Source organism: Actinomyces sp. oral taxon 171 str. F0337 (assembly GCF_005696555.1).
In the GTDB taxonomy this organism is placed as follows: domain Bacteria; phylum Actinomycetota; class Actinomycetes; order Actinomycetales; family Actinomycetaceae; genus Actinomyces; species Actinomyces oris_E.
Window position 1 is genome coordinate 1,071,134 of record NZ_CP040005.1, and the last position, 15,674, is coordinate 1,086,807.

14 protein-coding genes and 3 tRNA genes are annotated in these 15,674 nt (G+C 68.7%); 7 read left to right on the top strand and 10 right to left on the bottom strand.

The annotated features are described in order from the left end of the window. Window positions 1–11: 11 nt before the first annotated feature. Together rdgB and rph are read right to left on the bottom strand one after the other, a co-directional pair. Window positions 12–719, bottom strand: a complete 708-nt coding sequence (gene rdgB / locus FBF36_RS04745) for an RdgB/HAM1 family non-canonical purine NTP pyrophosphatase (RefSeq protein WP_009398499.1) — start codon at window positions 717–719, stop codon at window positions 12–14. A gap of 3 nt (window positions 720–722) precedes the next feature. Continuing rightward, window positions 723–1,529 carry a ribonuclease PH gene (gene rph, locus FBF36_RS04750; protein ID WP_009398502.1) on the bottom strand — a complete coding sequence of 269 codons (807 nt, stop codon included), beginning with the start codon at window positions 1,527–1,529 and terminating at the stop codon, window positions 723–725. A 152-nt stretch (window positions 1,530–1,681) separates the two neighbouring features. Here rph and FBF36_RS04755 point away from each other — a divergent pair, with 152 nt between their 5' ends. After that, complete coding sequence (locus FBF36_RS04755) at window positions 1,682–1,975, top strand: antibiotic biosynthesis monooxygenase family protein (RefSeq protein ID WP_009398504.1); 294 nt, start codon at window positions 1,682–1,684, stop codon at window positions 1,973–1,975. A gap of 73 nt (window positions 1,976–2,048) precedes the next feature. Here FBF36_RS04755 and FBF36_RS04760 read toward each other — a convergent pair. From FBF36_RS04760 to FBF36_RS04785, 6 genes are all read right to left on the bottom strand, one after another. After that, window positions 2,049–2,130, bottom strand: a tRNA-Leu gene (locus FBF36_RS04760). Window positions 2,131–2,198: 68 nt separating this feature from the next. After that, window positions 2,199–2,675, bottom strand: coding sequence for a thioredoxin-dependent thiol peroxidase (gene bcp / locus FBF36_RS04765; protein WP_009398506.1), 477 nt, complete (start codon window positions 2,673–2,675; stop codon window positions 2,199–2,201). 155 nt (window positions 2,676–2,830) lie between these two features. Then, the gene (locus FBF36_RS04770; protein ID WP_009398507.1) at window positions 2,831–3,055 is read right to left on the bottom strand and encodes a hypothetical protein; all 225 of its coding nucleotides are present in this window, start codon (window positions 3,053–3,055) and stop codon (window positions 2,831–2,833) included. Window positions 3,056–3,342: 287 nt separating this feature from the next. Further along, window positions 3,343–3,418 (bottom strand) — tRNA-Lys (locus tag FBF36_RS04775). Window positions 3,419–3,466: 48 nt separating this feature from the next. Beyond that, a tRNA-Lys gene (locus FBF36_RS04780) sits at window positions 3,467–3,539 on the bottom strand. Window positions 3,540–3,716: 177 nt separating this feature from the next. Continuing rightward, a complete protein-coding gene (locus tag FBF36_RS04785; RefSeq protein WP_034493516.1) occupies window positions 3,717–4,217 on the bottom strand; it encodes a hypothetical protein in 501 nt (166 codons plus the stop codon). 180 nt (window positions 4,218–4,397) lie between these two features. Here FBF36_RS04785 and FBF36_RS04790 point away from each other — a divergent pair, with 180 nt between their 5' ends. Together FBF36_RS04790 and FBF36_RS04795 are read left to right on the top strand one after the other, a co-directional pair. Then, window positions 4,398–5,318: an ATP-grasp domain-containing protein gene (locus tag FBF36_RS04790; RefSeq protein WP_009398517.1), complete on the top strand. Its 921-nt coding sequence runs from the start codon at window positions 4,398–4,400 to the stop codon at window positions 5,316–5,318. Window positions 5,319–5,368: 50 nt separating this feature from the next. After that, entirely contained in the window at window positions 5,369–5,743 is a 375-nt protein-coding gene (locus tag FBF36_RS04795; protein ID WP_009398519.1) for a YccF domain-containing protein, read from the top strand. Between the two features lie 25 nt (window positions 5,744–5,768). Here the strand turns inward: FBF36_RS04795 and FBF36_RS04800 are convergent, their stop codons facing one another. Beyond that, on the bottom strand, window positions 5,769–7,109 hold the full coding sequence (locus tag FBF36_RS04800) for an amino acid permease (protein ID WP_034493518.1): 1,341 nt from the start codon (window positions 7,107–7,109) through the stop codon (window positions 5,769–5,771). Between the two features lie 190 nt (window positions 7,110–7,299). Between FBF36_RS04800 and mmuM the strand changes: the two genes are divergently transcribed. After that, the gene (gene mmuM / locus FBF36_RS04805) at window positions 7,300–8,277 is read left to right on the top strand and encodes a homocysteine S-methyltransferase (RefSeq protein ID WP_009398525.1); all 978 of its coding nucleotides are present in this window, start codon (window positions 7,300–7,302) and stop codon (window positions 8,275–8,277) included. Between the two features lie 38 nt (window positions 8,278–8,315). On the opposite strand, the gene FBF36_RS04810 is transcribed toward mmuM, so the two are convergent. After that, window positions 8,316–10,982 (bottom strand): DEAD/DEAH box helicase, encoded by a 2,667-nt coding sequence (locus tag FBF36_RS04810; RefSeq protein WP_009398527.1) that lies wholly within the window; start codon window positions 10,980–10,982, stop codon window positions 8,316–8,318. Between the two features lie 210 nt (window positions 10,983–11,192). Between FBF36_RS04810 and FBF36_RS04815 the strand changes: the two genes are divergently transcribed. The 3 genes from FBF36_RS04815 to FBF36_RS04825 are packed head-to-tail and all read left to right on the top strand — an operon-like array spanning window position 11,193 to window position 15,672. After that, window positions 11,193–12,740: an alanine/glycine:cation symporter family protein gene (locus FBF36_RS04815; RefSeq protein ID WP_009398531.1), complete on the top strand. Its 1,548-nt coding sequence runs from the start codon at window positions 11,193–11,195 to the stop codon at window positions 12,738–12,740. Further along, window positions 12,737–14,191, top strand: coding sequence for an alanine/glycine:cation symporter family protein (locus FBF36_RS04820; RefSeq protein WP_009398533.1), 1,455 nt, complete (start codon window positions 12,737–12,739; stop codon window positions 14,189–14,191). The genes FBF36_RS04815 and FBF36_RS04820 overlap by 4 nt, the downstream gene beginning before the upstream one ends. 5 nt (window positions 14,192–14,196) lie before the next feature. Continuing rightward, entirely contained in the window at window positions 14,197–15,672 is a 1,476-nt protein-coding gene (locus FBF36_RS04825) for an alanine/glycine:cation symporter family protein (protein WP_087944043.1), read from the top strand. Window positions 15,673–15,674: the final 2 nt, after the last annotated feature.

Consider the following 15,674-nt stretch of genomic DNA (forward strand, 5'->3'; position numbering starts at 1 on the left):
CGACCGGCTAGCTACTGGTTCAGGAGCTCGGCCAGGACCGGTGCCAGGGCACGGAAGGCCTGCCCCCGGTGGGAGATGGCGTGCTTGTCCTCAGACGTCATCTGGGCGGTGGTCCGGCCCCGACAGCCAGGCTCGTCCTCCTGGACGGGCACGAAGATCGGATCGTAGCCGAATCCCCCCTCCCCCAGGGGGGAGCAGGTCAGGCGCCCCTCCATGGAGCGCTCGATGGTGGTGACCTGCTCCGGCCCCCTGCCGGAAGCCGGCTGGACCAAGACCGCGGCACAGGTGAAGCGCGCGCTGCGGTGCGGGTCGGCGACGTCGGCCAGCTGGGCCAGGAGCAGCTGAAGGTTCGCGGTGTCGTCACCGTGCCGGCCGCTCCAGCGCGCCGAGAAGATCCCCGGCGCTCCGCCCAGGACGTCGACGCACAGGCCCGAGTCGTCGGCGACCGCGGGCAGGCCCGTGGCACCGGCCAGGGCTCGGGCCTTGAGCAGGGCGTTGTCAGCGAAGGACAGGCCGTCCTCCACCGGCTCCGGTGCCTGGAGGGAGGCGGCTGAAATGATGGAGCCGGGATCCAGTCCCGGTACGAGCGGTGTCAGGATCTGTCGCAGCTCGTTCAGCTTGCCGGCGTTGTGGGTGGCCAGGACGAGCCGGGAGCCAGCGGGCACCTGGATCCGGTCAGTGAGCGGGGTGGCGCCTTCGGCGGCTGATGAGGCACTCACGGCTCAGACCTCCGCGGGCTGGGACGAGGACTGAGGGGAGGACACGGTGAAGGGCTCGCCGCTGGGGCCGGCCAGGGCCTGGCGCTGGAGCGCCGCCAGCCGGCTGTTACCGACGGCGGCCAGGTCAAGCAGCTCTCCGAGCTCGGAGCGGTCGAAGGGGGCGTGCTCGGCGGTGCCCTGGACCTCGATGAAGCGGCCGTCCCCGGTCTGGACGACATTCATGTCGGTCTGGGCGCGCACGTCCTCCTCATAAGGCAGGTCGAGGCAGGGGACGCCGTCGATGATCCCCACCGAGATGGCGGACAGGGAGTCGGAGAGCGCCGGCTTGCCGGGGCGGGCCTTGATAAGGCCGCGCTCTGTGCCCCAGGCGACGGCATCGGCCAGGGCCACATAGGCGCCGGTGATCGCCGCGGTGCGGGTACCGCCGTCGGCCTGCAGCACGTCGCAGTCCAGGGCGATCGTGTTCTCACCCAGTGCGGCGACGTCGATGATGCCGCGCAGGCTGCGGCCGATGAGGCGGGAGATCTCGTGGGTGCGGCCTCCGACCTTCCCCCGCACGGACTCCCGGCCGGAGCGCTCCGACCCGGCCCGGGGGAGCATGGCGTACTCGGCGGTCACCCAGCCCTCGCCACTGCCCTTGCGCCAACGCGGAACGCCCTCGGTGAAGGATGCGGCGCACAGGACCCGGGTGCGCCCGAAGGACACCAGGACCGATCCCTCGGCGTGGTCGAGCCAGTGGCGGGTCATGGTCACGGGACGCAGCTCGTCGACGGCGCGGCCGTCCTTGCGAGTGAAGGGGGCAGTTGTCATGGGCTCAGGCTACCCGGCGGCCAACGGGCCTCGGGGCTGCTCCGTACTTCGGGATGCCCAATGTCTGTAGTCCGCGACGGTGGTCAGGCGGTAGCGTTCGTTACGATATCTGTTCCGGTCCGGAGCTGACGGAGACACCGAGGAGAACACCTATGACCTATGTCAACATCACCGCGCTGACCTTCCCCGAGGGCGCCCAGGCCGAGATCGAGAAGCGCTTCGCCGCACGGAAGCGAGGTGTTGATACCTCGCAGGGCTTCCAGGGCTTCGAGCTGCTGCGCCCGGTGGTCGGAGAGGACCGCTACTTCGTGGTGACCCGGTGGGACACGCGTGAGGACTACGAGCGCTGGAGCGCGGCGCGGCCCGCCGGCGGGCACGAGGACGACAAGCGCCGGGGCATGAACGTGGAGGTCCTCGGTTTCGAGGTCGTCCAGCACGAGGAGTGACTCAGGCAGCGAGACCCACCGAAGGGTTTGGCATCAGGCCCCCACGCCCTGTGGCGTCGGGGGCCGAAGTCCGTACGCGAGAAGGGACTCGAACCCTCACGCCCGAAGGCACCAGGACCTAAACCTGGGGCGTCTACCAATTCCGCCACTCGCGCTGTGCGGCGCCCACTCTACCGACCTCAGCCTCGGATAGCAGAATGCGGCGACCGCTGTCGTGTTCGTATCAGTCCACGCCGAGTGCGGTGCGCAGCCGCTTGACGTGACCGGTGGCTCGCACATTGTACTGGGCCAGCGTCACGGTCCCGTCAGGGGCCACCACCACGGTCGAGCGGATGACGCCGGTGTAGACCTTGCCGTAGTTCTTCTTCTCGCCCCACACTCCCCAGGCCTCCATGACGGTGTGGTCGGAGTCCGACAGCAGGGGGAAGGGCAGGTTGTGACGGCTGGAGAACTTGGCCTGCGCGCTCTCCGGGTCGGGGGAGATGCCGACGACGGCATAGCCTGCCGCCTCGAGCGCCTCCAAGGAGTCCCTGAAGTCGCACGCCTCCTTGGTGCATCCCGGAGTGCAGGCCTTGGGGTAGAAGTAGACGATGACGCCCTTGTCCGTGCTGGAACGAAGGTCGTCAAGGGTCACGGTGCGGCCGTTCTGGTCGGGCAGGGCGAACTCCGGGGCTCGGTCACCGGCGGCGAGTTGGGTCATGGGTCCTCCTCGGGCTCCTGGACGGATGCGCTCATCCTCGCATCGTTTCCCGTACCTGCGGCAGTGGATTCGAGGACTTACTTTCGTGATCTGGCAAACGTTCAGGGTGATAGTCGTGCAGGACCCCTGACCCAGCTCCGAGTGAGACCTCCGGGTCAGGCGGCCTGGGCGAGCGTTCGCCGCGAGGCCTGCTGCGCCGCCTCCAGGCGCTCCAGTGCCCGCTCGAGGCGCGAGGGGGAGGCGGTTACCCCGAGCGAGGCGAGCTCCGCGCGTGCGGCGAAGAGCTCCCTGGTGGCCGCGTCGTCGGCCCGGGTGTCAGTGGTTGCCGGCCCGGTGGGCAGGGCGGTCAGGGTGGTCATGGTGTGGATGTTGCGTGTCATACGTATCTCCTCATCTTCCTTCAACGTCGTCGGCCCCTTGGGGCCTGGGGTCGCAGCGCGTGGCTGAGCAGGGAGGTACCTGCCGAACCGGCGTGCTTGCGGATCAAGACTTTCTGGCGCGGCGGCTGGTTGGTGCCGCCGTCGCAGACTGTGGTCACGAGGGCGTGAGAACCGCTGAAACGGTGGCATTCTGAGAGCTTCTCAGTGCGAGGCGGTTGCCTTCGACCGCCGTCATGCGCCTGCTGCTGTGCCGTCGGGGTCATCCCAGGCGAAGCGCGTGACCCTCGTGGTACACCGCCAGGGACTTGAACCCTGAACCCGCTGATTAAGAGTCAGCTGCTCTGCCAATTGAGCTAGCGGTGCTCGGTCAATGGTGACCAGGTCCTCCGGCCCTGTGGGCTGGAAGAACCGTACACCGCCAGGGACTTGAACCCTGAACCCGCTGATTAAGAGTCAGCTGCTCTGCCAATTGAGCTAGCGGTGCATTCACCACAGCGATGTCATTCGTCGTGGCTCGCTGGGCGACGGAGGAATACTTTACGGGTGGAGGAGGTCTTCGTCCAGTCAGGATCCGCGAAACCGGGCGATTGTGTGGCAAGTCTCAAGGGGGCGTGGGTTGGGTCAGAGGCGCGTTGCTGCTGCCTGCTGTCCAGCATCCCGCTCAGTGCGACGAGCCGCCCTCACGGTTCTGTCGGCGGCGGCGTACATCGGCGGCGCGAGCGCGGTCGCGCTTCGACATCGCACCCTGCGAGGAGGGCTTCCTCGACGGCGCTGCGTGTGACGCGCCCGAGCCGGTCCCCCCACTCCGCCTGGAGGAGGCGCCCTGGGTGGCGTCGTCGTCCCGGTCGATGTTGCCGGTGCGAGACCACTGGTGGTACTGCTTCAGAGTGGCCGCCTGCTCCTCGGTGAGGCGTTGCCACAGGGGGAGGTCGAGCTTCTTGCGGTCGCGCACGCGGGTGCCGAGGGTCCAGCCCGCCAGCATGACCAGCGCGACCACCATGCCGCCCCACATGCTGCTGCGCCCCGCGCGGGCACCGGTGAGCATCGAGACGGTTCCTCCGAGCAGGCCCGCGACGAGGATGGTCACGACAACAATGGCGGCCATGGATGCCCAGTAGCGCTGCGCGGAGGTCATGCGCGGCTCGCGGGTTTCAGAAGTCACCTCGGCATTGTGACACCCTCGCGCATGACGACTGAGCAAGGTGTGGGTGTCGAAGGTTGCGGAACGGAGACCTGCCGGCCGATCCGACCAGCAGGTAGTCGTGTCCGCTGGTGCGGTCGCGGTTCAGTGTCACATGTCTGTGGCTCTCGTCGCGGTCCTGCGCGCGGTAGCGTGGGCCGCATGAGCGACCCGATCGTGACGCTGGCGACCTGCGCCGACTTCCCTGACCTTGATGACGATGACCGTGGCCTGCCGGATGCCCTGCGTGCGCGTGGCATCGAGCCGCGGGTTGCCGTATGGGACGACCCCGACGTCGACTGGAGCCAGTCCGGCACGGTCGTGCTGCGCAGCGTCCGTGACTATGCCACCGAGGGCAACTACTCCCGGTTCCTCCAGTGGGCGCGGTCGGTGCCCAGGCTCGCCAACCACCCCGACGTCGTCACCTGGAACTCGGACAAGCACTACCTCACCCGGCTCAGCGAGTGGGGGGTCCCCATGATTCCGACGATGTGGCTGGAGCCGGAGGCCGGCTACTCCAAGCACCAGGTTCACACCCGTTTCCCGGCCCACGGCGACTTCGTCGTCAAGCCGGCCGTCTCCTCGGGCGGGCGCGGCACCGGGCGCTACACCGCCACTGACGCCTCCTCCCGGTCCGCGGCGATCAATGACGCCATGCACCACCTGCGCCGTGGGCGCACCGTTATGGTCCAGCGCTACCTCGAGGAGGTCGACCGCAAGGGTGAGGTCTCCCTGGTCTACTTCAACGGCGTGCTGTCCCACGCGGTGGAGAAGGCCCCGATGCTCCACCCCTCCTTCAAGTCGACCGACCAGATCCACGAGGAGATCGTCACGGCGCGCGAGCCCAGTGAGCAGGAGTGGCTCTGGGGCGAGCGGGTGCGCAAGGCCATCCACACGCTGATCAAGGAGGTCTCCGGCCGCGACATCCAGCTCCTGTTCAACCGTGTCGACGTCGTCGGGGACGGTCAGGGCGGTTTCTACCTCATGGAGGTCTCGCTGATCGACGCGGGCCTCTACCTCGGGGCGGCACCGGAGGGGCTGGACAACTTCGCCGACGCCATCGCCCAGCGCATCTTCTGGTGACCGCGCAGGCGCGGGCATCTCGGGGCACCCTGGTGTGGTAGATAGATACCATGCGCACGCTGCTCAACATCATCTGGGTCGTTTTCGGCGGGTTCTGGCTGTTCCTCGGTTACCTCTTCTTCGGAGTGATCGCCTGCCTGCTCATCGTCACGATTCCCGCAGGTGTCGCCTCCTTCCGTATCGCCGCTTACGTCCTGTGGCCCTTCGGGCGTGAGGTGGTTCCGTCTCCCGGGGCCGGCGCCATGAGCGGGATCAGCAACATCATCTGGTTCCTCGTCGCCGGGCTCTGGCTGGCCATCGGCCACGTCACCACCGCCGCGGCGCAGGCCATCACCATCATCGGGATCCCACTGGCCGTGGCCAATATCAAGCTCATCCCCGTCACCTGCTTCCCCTTCGGCAAGCAGATCGTCGAGACCCGGTAAGACCTTTTCGGCCTCATCGCAGGCGTCACAGGCTGATGCGGCGGTTGGCTCCCCAGTAGCCCACGTAGCAGACCACGAGGAAGACGGCGGTGATCGCTAGGCTGCCGCGCTGCTCGGGGTCGAAGACGATGAGCAGGCACGATGCTGCTGACAGTCCCAGTGCGGCGATTGAGAGCCACGGATACCCGGGAGCCCGGTAGGGCAGGTCCTCAAGGCTGCGGTCCTCAGCGAGCCAGCGCCGTCGGAAGGACAGGTGGCATGCGGCGATGACCGCCCACACCAGGACGACGGCGAGACCGGAGACGGACACAAGGACCAGATAGACCGTGGAGGCCGCATAGGCCGAGGTCAGCAGTGAGGCCAGCCCACCGACCATGGACAGGCCCATTGCCAGTGCGGGTACCCCGTAGCGGTTGGTGCGGGCCAGGACCGTGGGCAGGGTGCCCTCATTGGCCAAGGACCACAGCATGCGGGTCGAGGCGTAGAGCCCTGAGTTCGCCGCTGACAGGATGGCGGCCAGGATGACGATATTCATGAGGTCCCCGGCGTAGGGCACGCCGATTCTGGACAGGACCGTCACGAAGGGGCTCTCCTCGACCCCGGCCTTCTCCCAAGGGATCAGTGCTGCGATGACGATGATCGAGCCGATGAAGAAGATGGCCAGGCGGGCCAGGGTCGCCTGGATCGCGCGAGGAATGGTGGTGCCCGGGTCCTCGACCTCTCCGGCGGTGATGCCGATGAGCTCGGTGCCGGAGAAAGCGAAGTTGACGGCCAGGATCGTGGTGAACACCGCGCCGAAGCCGTTGGGGAAGAGGCCGTCCCGGTACAGGTTCGTCAGCCCCAGGAACGAGCGGTGCCCCTCGTAGGGCAGCAGCCCGACGATTGCGGCCGTGCCCAGAGCGATGAACGCAATGATCGCCGCCACCTTGATCCCGGACAGCACAGTCTCCGCCTCGGCGAAGACCTTGACGGAGACCATGTTGAGCACGAGGACCAGCACGATGAAGGTAACCGCCCACACCCATACGGGAACGCCCGGGAACCAGCCGTGCATGATCATCGCCGCGCCGGTGAACTCACTTCCCAGGGCCACCGTCCACGTGAGCCAGTACAGGATGGCGGTGACGAAGCCCGTGGCGGGACCCAGGTACTGGCGGGCGTAGACATGGAAGGCTCCGGTGAAGGGCATCGCAACGCTCAGCTCTCCCAGGCACAGCATGACCAGGTAGACGATGACGGCGCCGATGGAGTAGGCCAGCACGGTCCCCAAGGGGCCGGCTTGGTGGATCGTGTTGCCAGTCGAGAGGAACAGTCCCGTGCCGATGACCCCGCCGAAGCTGATCATCATGAGGTGACGTCGGTTCATGCGGCGTTCCAGCGCGGTGACACGCCCCTGGCTGCCCTGGTCTCCCCGCCCTTCAGGGCTGTTGTACCGGGACTGATGAGGAGGGGTGTCCGGGGTGGCCGATGAGGCGGCGGGCTCGCGGTGATGGGCAACCGGGTCCATACGTGAGACGCTACCGGTGTCATCTCGAGCCATTCGATACCGTGTCGCAATGCGAACGCTCTCGGTATCCGCCACGTCCTTTGGGGGAGAACCGGTCCGGTTGTCGGATCTGCTGGCCCGAGGTCCGGTCGTTCTGGACGGGGCGATGGGGACCGAGCTCGATGCCCGCGGGGTCGATACCCGCAATGCGCTGTGGTCGGCGCGTGCGCTCACCACGGCGCCCGACCTCGTGCGCGAGGTCCACTCCGACTACCTGGATGCGGGGGCTCGCGTCATCACGACCAACACCTACCAGGCCACGCTTCCGGCGCTGATCCGGTCCGGGGAGGATGCTGCCGGCGCCAGGCGGGTTATCGCAGTTGGCGCCCGTCTGGCCAAGGAGGCGGCCCGTCGGTTCGGTGAGGAGCACCCCGAGGAGTCGGTGCTCGTTGCCGGAGGGATCGGTCCGTATGGGGCCTATCTGGCTGATGGCAGTGAGTACACCGGTGCCTACGACATCGACATCCCCGAGGACCCCGGTTTCCAGGAGGTTCATCTGCCTCGCATCGAGGTCCTGGTGGGGGAGGGGATCCACCTGTTTGCGCTGGAGACGATTCCGCGTCTGGACGAGGCGCAGGCACTCGTCGCCATGGTGAAGGGTCTCGCTCCTCGGGCCGAGTGCTGGGTCTCCTTCCAGGTGCGCTCCGACGGCGCCCGTCTCGCTGATGGCGCGCCGCTGGCCGAGGCTGCGGCCTGGGGTGCGCAGGAGGAGATGGTCGTCGCTGTGGGTATCAACTGTGTGGCCCCGGGCGTCGTCGCACGAGCGCTGCCGGTGCTGCGTGCGGCTACCGGTAAGCCGCTGGCGGCCTACCCCAATGCGGGCGATCTCTACGACCCGGCGACCAAGACCTGGCAGTCCACAGGTGACCGGGCTGGAATCCCGGCGTTGGCGCCATCCTGGATCGACGCTGGGGTCCGGCTCGTCGGCGGGTGCTGCCGCACCCGACCGGCCCAGATCAGTGAGCTCGCCCGCGCGGTCTGTCCCTAGCCACGCAGCCCTCTGACAGTGGAAGCCAATGAGATGGGCTACCCCTGCTGCGGGCCCACGGACAGCAGGTGGACGACCGCGCGCCCCTCCCGGTCGCACTCGGCCAGATCCACCAGGGCCGTCAGACGCCAGTCGTGGTCGCCGTCGGGGTCCTCCAGGACCTGCGTGGCCAGCCACACCTGCCTGCCGGAGGTCTCCAGGGCCTCGCGCAGGCGCTCACTGACCCCCGCGGCCGCCAGGGCCGTCTCATCAGGGTCCTCGTCGAGCGGCGCCAGCGAGATCGCCCGAGCCGAGGTGTCCGTGCCGATCCAGTCGTACTCGTCCCAGTAGCGGCCCAGCACCTCGTCCCAGCGGTCCTCGCCCCATCCGGAGGAGGCATCCAGGCGGCCCAGGGCCTCGACGTCGTCGCGCGCCATGAGTTCCACGCGCCGGAACATCTCCCGGCGCACCGCCACCCGGAAGGCGTGACGGTTGCGAGTGAAGGCCACCGTCCCGTCCTCGCCCGCGTCGAAGGCCCGCTCCACTCCGGCCGAGTCGTCCGCGCCGGGACGGTCGGCCTCCAGCAGGCCGGCCATCTCACCCGCCTTGCCCGCCTGGGCCTGGCCGAGCGCCTCCCACTCGTCGAGCAGGGAGGAGTCGACGGCGCGCACGAGCGCCCCCAGCCAGTCGATGAGCTCGGTGACCTCGGGTGTGCGGTGCTCCTCGGGAACGACCTGGCGCAGCGCCCGGTAGGCGTCAGTGAGGTAGCGCAGCACCACGCCCTCGCTGCGGCCCAGCTCGTAGCGGGAGATGAGGTCGGAGAAGGTCATCGCGTTCTCCACCATCTCGCGCACCACCGACTTCGGCGCCAGCTCATGCTCGGCGATCCACGGGTTGGCCTGCTTGTACATCTCCAGGGCGGGGGAGAGCAGCTCGGCCAGGGGCTGGGGCCAGGTGATCTCCTCCAGGGCGGCCATGCGTTCCTCGTAGTCCATGCCCTCGGCCTTCATCGCGGCGATCGCCTCGCCGCGGGCGGCGCGCTGCTGGGCGTAGAGCAGCGGACGCGGATCGTCCAGGGTGGCCTCGACGACGCTGACGACGTCGACCGTGTGCTCCGGGGCCTCCACGTTCAGCAGGTCCATGGCCGCCAGGGCGAAGGGGGCCAGGGGCTGGTTGAGGGCGAAGTCCGCCGGCAGGTCTACGGCCAGTCGGAGCCGGGGGCGCCCGTCGGCGGCGGCCTGGGCGCTGGAGACGTGCGTGAGGACTCCCGCCGTGCGCAGGGACAGGTAGATCTCCAGGGCGCGGCGCACGTGTCGGCGCCGCTGGGCCTCGGGCTCATGGGCACGCTCCAGGAGCCCCGCCATCGCCGCCACCGGGTCGCCGGCGCGCTCCATGAGGTTCAGCACCATGGTGGTGGTGACCTGGAACTGGCTGGTCAGTGTCTCCGGGGCCGCGTCGTGCAGCCGCTCGAAGGTCTTGTCCGTCCAGTTGACGCGGCCCTCGGGCGCCTTCTTGCGCACGATCTTGCGGCGCTTGCGCTCGTCGTTGCCGGCCTTGGCCAGCGCCTTGGCGTTCTCAATGACGTGCTCGGGTGCCTGGACGGAGACGTAGCCGCGGGTGTCGAAGCCGGCGCGCCCCGCACGTCCGGCGATCTGGTGGAACTCGCGAGCGGTGAGGTGGCGCTCCTTGGAGCCGTCGAACTTCACCAGGGAGGTCATGACCACTGAGCGGATCGGTACGTTGATCCCCACTCCGAGCGTGTCCGTGCCGCAGATGACGGACAGCAGGCCCTCGCGGGCCAGTCGCTCCACCAGCCGCCGGTAGCGCGGCAGCATGCCCGCATGGTGCACGCCGATACCGGCGCGCAGCAGTCGGGAGAGCGTGGCCCCGAAACCGCCGCCGAAGCGGAAGTCGCCGAGCGCCTTCACGACCTCGGCCTTGCGGGACTTGGGCACCAGGTCCACGCTCAGCAGGGAGGTCGCCCGCTCCACAGCCTCCTTCTGGGAGAAGTGGACGACGTAGACCGGTGCCTTGTCCTGGCCCACCAGGCGCTGAAGCAGCTCACCGATCGGCTCGACGACGTACTCCATCTCCAGGGGAACCGGCCTCACGGCGTCGTCGATGACGGCGACCTCGCGGCCCGTGCGCTCGCGCAGGTCCCGCACGAAGAAGGAGACGTCGCCCAGCGTGGCCGACAGCAGCACCATCTGCGCCTGGGGCAGCTCCAGGAGGGGTACCTGCCAGGCCCAGCCGCGCTGCGGGTCGGCGTAGTAGTGGAACTCGTCCATGATGACGCAGTCCACGTCCATGTCCTCGCCCTCGCGCAGGGACTGGTTGGCCAGGATCTCCGCGGTGCAGCAGATGATCGGGGCGGCGGCATTGATGGAGGTGTCCCCGGTGACCATGCCGACGTTATCGGCCCCGAACAGGCGCACCAGCTCGAAGAACTTCTCACTGACTAGGGCCTTGAGGGGGGCCGTGTAGTAGGAGCGGCCCCCGCGGGCCAGGGAGGCGGTGTGGGCTGCCAGCGCGATCATCGACTTGCCCGAACCGGTCGGGGTGGCGGCGATGACGTGGCGGTCCTCCAGGATCTCCGACAGCGCCTCGTCCTGGTGCGGGTAGAGGGGGCAGCCGGTCGCCTCCGCCCAGTTCGAGAAGGCCAGGTAGACCTCCTCGGGCTCGGGGACGCGCTCGGGATCATCAGCCGGAATGAGGGCGTCGAGCATCGCGTTGAGGGCCGGAGCAGTCTGGGAGGTCACGGCCTCATCGTCTCACGGGGCTGGACAGTGAACGATCCGGGGAGGTTGGCGGGAATCTGATGCTGGGGAGCCGCGCCGGCGTCCTGAGAAACGACCGCACTATGTTCCGGGCGCCGATTCATGAGAGCATGCGGGCCGTCCCCACCTGTCGTGACACCGTGAAAGGCTGAATCTCCCATGGATGTCCTCGCTGCTCAGCTCGCGGCGGTCTCGGACTGGATCACGCTCCACATCACCATGTGGGTGCTTGTCGGTACCGGGATCCTGCTGACCGCCCGCACCGGCTTCGTGCAGCTCCGCCGCCTGCCGGACATGTTCCGCCAGGTGGCCGGGTCGCGTTCGGGTGCTCAGGGGGGGATCTCCTCCTTCCAGGCCTTCACGATCTCCCTGGCCGCCCGCGTGGGCATCGGCAATGTCTTCGGAGTGGCCGCCGCCCTCATCCTGGGCGGCCCCGGTGCGATCTTCTGGATGTGGGTGGTCGCCCTGGTCGGCATGGCCACGGCCTTCTTCGAGGCGACCCTGGCCCAGATGTTCAAGGTCCGCCACACCGACGGCTCCTTCCGTGGCGGGCCGGCCTACTACATGGCGCGAGGGCTGCGCAGCCGCCCCCTGGGAATCGCCTTCGCGGGGCTGACGATCTTCACCTGCGGCTTCTCCATCATCATGGTCCAGTCCAATGCCGTCGCCGGCGTCATCGGCCCGGACTCCCCGCTGCACCTGCCCCCGAGCGTCGCCGCCGCGGTGCTGGTGGGGCTGGCCGCCCTGGTCATCCTGGGGGGAGTGCGTCGGGTCGCCCGCGTCACCGAGTGGATGGCGCCCATCATGGCCCTGGTCTACGTGGTCATGGCCGTCGTCATCGTCGCCCTCCACGTCACTCAGCTCCCGGGGCTGCTGGTCACGATCGTCTTCTCGGCCTTCGGTCCGGTGCCCTTCGCCGGAGGGATGACAGGGGGCATCATCGCCGCTCTGACCAACGGGACCCGCCGCGGCCTGTTCTCCAACGAGGCCGGGCAGGGCACCGCCCCCTTCGCCGCCGCCACCGCCACCGTGGCCCACCCCGTCCAGCAGGGCCTCATCCAGTCCCTCGGCGTGTTCGTCGACACCATCGTCGTGTGCACCGCGACCGCCTTCATCATCCTGGTCTCCGGGGTCTACAGCCCCGCCCTCGTCAAGGCCGGCACGCTGACCCCCGATGCCGCGGCAACCTTGACCTCCGACGCCGTCGCCGCCACCCTCGGCAGCTGGACGGCCATTCCCATGGCCATCGTCATCTTCGTCCTGGCCTTCTCCTCCATCATCGCCGCGGCCACCTACTCCGAGGTCTCCATGACCTTCATCTCTGAGCGACCCGCATGGCGCTGGTTGCCCCGGCTCGTCTCGGTGGTCTCCACCGGGCTGGGGGCCCTCGCCTCTCTGACCGTCGTGTGGAACACCGTCGACATCACCATGGCCGTCATGACCCTGACCAACCTGGTCGCCCTCATCTGGCTCGCTCGCTGGGGAGTGGGGGCACTCAGGGACTGGGACGCTCAGCGCGCGGCGGGACGAGTCGCGCCCCTGTTCAGCGGCGTGGGCAACCCCTACCTGCCCGGTGACCTCCCCGGTGATGTCTGGACCGGCGAGAGGACCCACTTGGCCGAGGCGGGCGGCACCGCCGACGACGGCGTTCCCGCAGCCACCCCGGCCAGCAGCCAGCCCGCCGCCTCGACAGGAGCCGACGCATGAACCTCACCAGTATCGAGAACCTGCTCAACTCCGTCGATGACTTCTTCTACACCTATCTTCTGACCGCCCTGCTCATCCTGGCCGGCATCTACCTGACCGCACGTAGCCGTCTGGTTCAGCTGCGCCACTTCGGCACCATGGTCAACTCGCTGTCCGGGTCCCGGTCCGGTGCGCAGGGCGGTATCTCCTCTTTCCAGGCCTTCGCCGTGGGCCTGGCCGCGCGCGTCGGCATCGGCAACATCGCCGGAGTCGCCCTGGCCATTGTGGCCGGCGGCCCCGGTGCTCTGCTCTGGATGTGGGTCGTCGCCCTCATCGGCATGGCCACCAGCTTCGTGGAGTCCACGCTCGCCCAGATCTTCAAGGAGCGCGGCCGGGACTTCACCTTCCGCGGGGGCCCGGCCTACTACATCAAGAACGGTCTGGGCTCGCCCCTGTGGGGCAAGATATTCGCCGCCATCTGCATCGTCTCAGTCGGCGTGACGGTGGTCATGGTGCAGACGAACTCACTGGCCCAGGTCATCACCGCCACCGTTCCCAGCGTCTCGGCCTGGATGGTCGGGGTCTTCCTCGTCCTGCTGACTGCCCCCGTGGTCCTGGGCGGGGTCCGGCTCGTGGCCCGCGTCGCGGAGTGGCTGGCGCCCATCATGGCGCTGGCCTATGTGCTCATGGCCTTGGTGGTCATCATCCTCAACGTCGCCAGGCTTCCCGAGGTCCTTCTGAGCGTCTTTGAAGGGGCCTTCGGTCTCAACCAGGCCCTGTTCGGCACCGCCGGAGGAGTCCTCGCGGCGCTGCTCAACGGCGTGCGCCGTGGACTGTTCTCCAACGAGGCCGGGTTGGGAACCGTCCCCAATGCCGCCGGCACCGCGACCGTCGCCCACCCTGTGCGACAGGGCCTCATCCAGTCCTTCGGCGTCTTCGTCGACACGATCCTCGTGTGCACGGCCACCGGCCTGCTCATCCTCCTGACCACCGAGACCTATCACCCCGGCGACGGCTCCCTGGTCGGAGCGATCCTCACCCAGCAGTCCGTTGCCGAGCACCTGGGTTCCTGGACCACCTGGCCCATGGTGGTGCTCATCTTCGTCCTGGTCTTCTCCACGGTGCTGGGCTGCTACTCCTACGCGCAGGTCAACGTCAACTTCCTGGGCGGAGAGCGCCGGGCCGAGCAGATCTTCGGGATCGTGCTGACCGCTGCGGCCTTCGGCGGCACCGTCCTGACCCTGCCCGTCGTCTGGGCCCTGTCCGACATCGCCCTGGGGCTCCTGGGCGTGCTCAACCTCGTCGTCATCATCCGGCTGGCCCCCTGGGTCATCGGAGCCCTGCGGGACTTCGAGTCCCAGCGCGCCCGGGGCATCACCGAGCCGACCTTCGTGGGGCACGGCAACTCCCTGCTTCCCGGAGACGTGGTCCCCGGCATCTGGGAGCCCGACGACGTGGTGAAGCGGGGCTGATTCTCATGGCACCTCTGGGGCGCATCTCATGGATGGGCCAGGTCGACGCCGTCCTGGCCTCCTTCTCCGACATGCTCTACTCCTGGGGCCTCATGTGGCTTCTCATCGGGGCGGGCATCTTCTTCACCGTGAGAACTGGGGCTGTCCAGTTGCGGCACACCGACGCGATCGCCGCCTCAGTGGTCGGCTCCCGCGACGGCAGCCACGGCGGCATCACCTCCTTCCAGGCCTTCGCCGTCGGACTGGCCTGCCGGGTGGGGACCGGCAACATCGTCGGGGTCGCCCTGGCGCTCATCCTGGGCGGGCCCGGAGCCGTGCTGTGGATGTGGCTCGTGGCGATCCTGGGAACCGCCACCGCCTTCAGTGAGGCCACGCTCGCCCAGCTGTTCAAGGTGCGTCGCCCCGACGGCACCTTCCGCGGCGGTCCCGCCTACTACATCTCGCGAGGACTGGGGCTGCCGATCCTGGGCGGGGTGTTCGCCGTCGTCTTCCTCGTCGCCAACGGCCTGGTCATGCCCATGGTGCAGGCCAACGCCATCACCGCGTCCCTGCAGGGGGCCGGAGGGCTCTCACCGAGCCTGGGAGCCGTCCTCGTCGTGGCCCTGACCGCGCCGGTCCTCCTGGGAGGCCTGCGCGCCATGGCCCGCGTGGCGGAGTACCTGGCCCCGTTCATGGCGCTGGCCTACCTGGTGCTGGTTCTGGCCGTCCTCCTGACCCACCCCGTCCAGGCCCTCGAGGCGGTGCGCTCCATCATCGAGGGCGCCTTCGGCCTGCGCCAGGGGCTGGGCGGCCTGGCCGGCGGGGTGACCGCCGCGCTGCTCAACGGCGTGCGCCGCGGCCTGTTCTCCAATGAGGCGGGACTGGGAGGGGCCGCCTGCGCCGCGGGCTCGGCCACCGTGAGCCACCCCGTCCAGCAGGGATTCATCCAGGCCTTCGGGGTCGTGGTGGACACCCTGTTCGTCTGCACCGCGACGGCGCTGGCGATCCTGGTCGCCGGTGCGGACGTCCTCCAGCCCGGGGCGAGCGCCAAGGAGAGTGCGGGAACCCTGACCCAGGACGCCATCGCCCACCTCGTGGGGGAGTGGAGCCGCTGGCCCATGGCGCTGCTCGTCGTCGTCCTGGCCTACACCACCATCATCGGGGCCTTCTCCTACGCCCAGGTCTGCCTCGACTACCTCACCGATCGTCCCTGGGTCGCGCGTGCGCTGCAGATCGGCGCCGTCATCTGCGCCGGCATCGGCAGCGTGCAGCAGCTGACCACCGTGTGGACCCTGGCGGACGTGCTCCTGGGGCTGGGCGCCATCATCAACCTCGTGGCGCTGGTGCTCCTGAGCCGATGGGTCGTCGGCGCGCTCAGGGACTGGGAGGCCAGACGGGGCACGTCAACGGCGGAGGGCGACAAGTCGGTCTTCCGCAGGGACTCCGAGTACCTTCCGGCGCCTCTGCCGGAAGGCGCCTGGGAGGGGGCAGGTGACCGGTAGAT

Coding starts and splice junctions, on each gene's coding strand:
- FBF36_RS04770 (WP_009398507.1), bottom strand. CDS start 3,055: ATGACACGCAACATCCACACCATGACCACCCTGACCGCCCTGCCCACC.
- rph (WP_009398502.1), bottom strand. CDS start 1,529: ATGACAACTGCCCCCTTCACTCGCAAGGACGGCCGCGCCGTCGACGAG.
- FBF36_RS04795 (WP_009398519.1), top strand. CDS start 5,369: ATGCGCACGCTGCTCAACATCATCTGGGTCGTTTTCGGCGGGTTCTGG.
- mmuM (WP_009398525.1), top strand. CDS start 7,300: ATGCGAACGCTCTCGGTATCCGCCACGTCCTTTGGGGGAGAACCGGTC.
- FBF36_RS04800 (WP_034493518.1), bottom strand. CDS start 7,109: ATGAACCGACGTCACCTCATGATGATCAGCTTCGGCGGGGTCATCGGC.
- FBF36_RS04825 (WP_087944043.1), top strand. CDS start 14,197: ATGGCACCTCTGGGGCGCATCTCATGGATGGGCCAGGTCGACGCCGTC.
- bcp (WP_009398506.1), bottom strand. CDS start 2,675: ATGACCCAACTCGCCGCCGGTGACCGAGCCCCGGAGTTCGCCCTGCCC.
- FBF36_RS04810 (WP_009398527.1), bottom strand. CDS start 10,982: ATGCTCGACGCCCTCATTCCGGCTGATGATCCCGAGCGCGTCCCCGAG.
- FBF36_RS04820 (WP_009398533.1), top strand. CDS start 12,737: ATGAACCTCACCAGTATCGAGAACCTGCTCAACTCCGTCGATGACTTC.
- FBF36_RS04815 (WP_009398531.1), top strand. CDS start 11,193: ATGGATGTCCTCGCTGCTCAGCTCGCGGCGGTCTCGGACTGGATCACG.
- FBF36_RS04755 (WP_009398504.1), top strand. CDS start 1,682: ATGACCTATGTCAACATCACCGCGCTGACCTTCCCCGAGGGCGCCCAG.
- FBF36_RS04790 (WP_009398517.1), top strand. CDS start 4,398: ATGAGCGACCCGATCGTGACGCTGGCGACCTGCGCCGACTTCCCTGAC.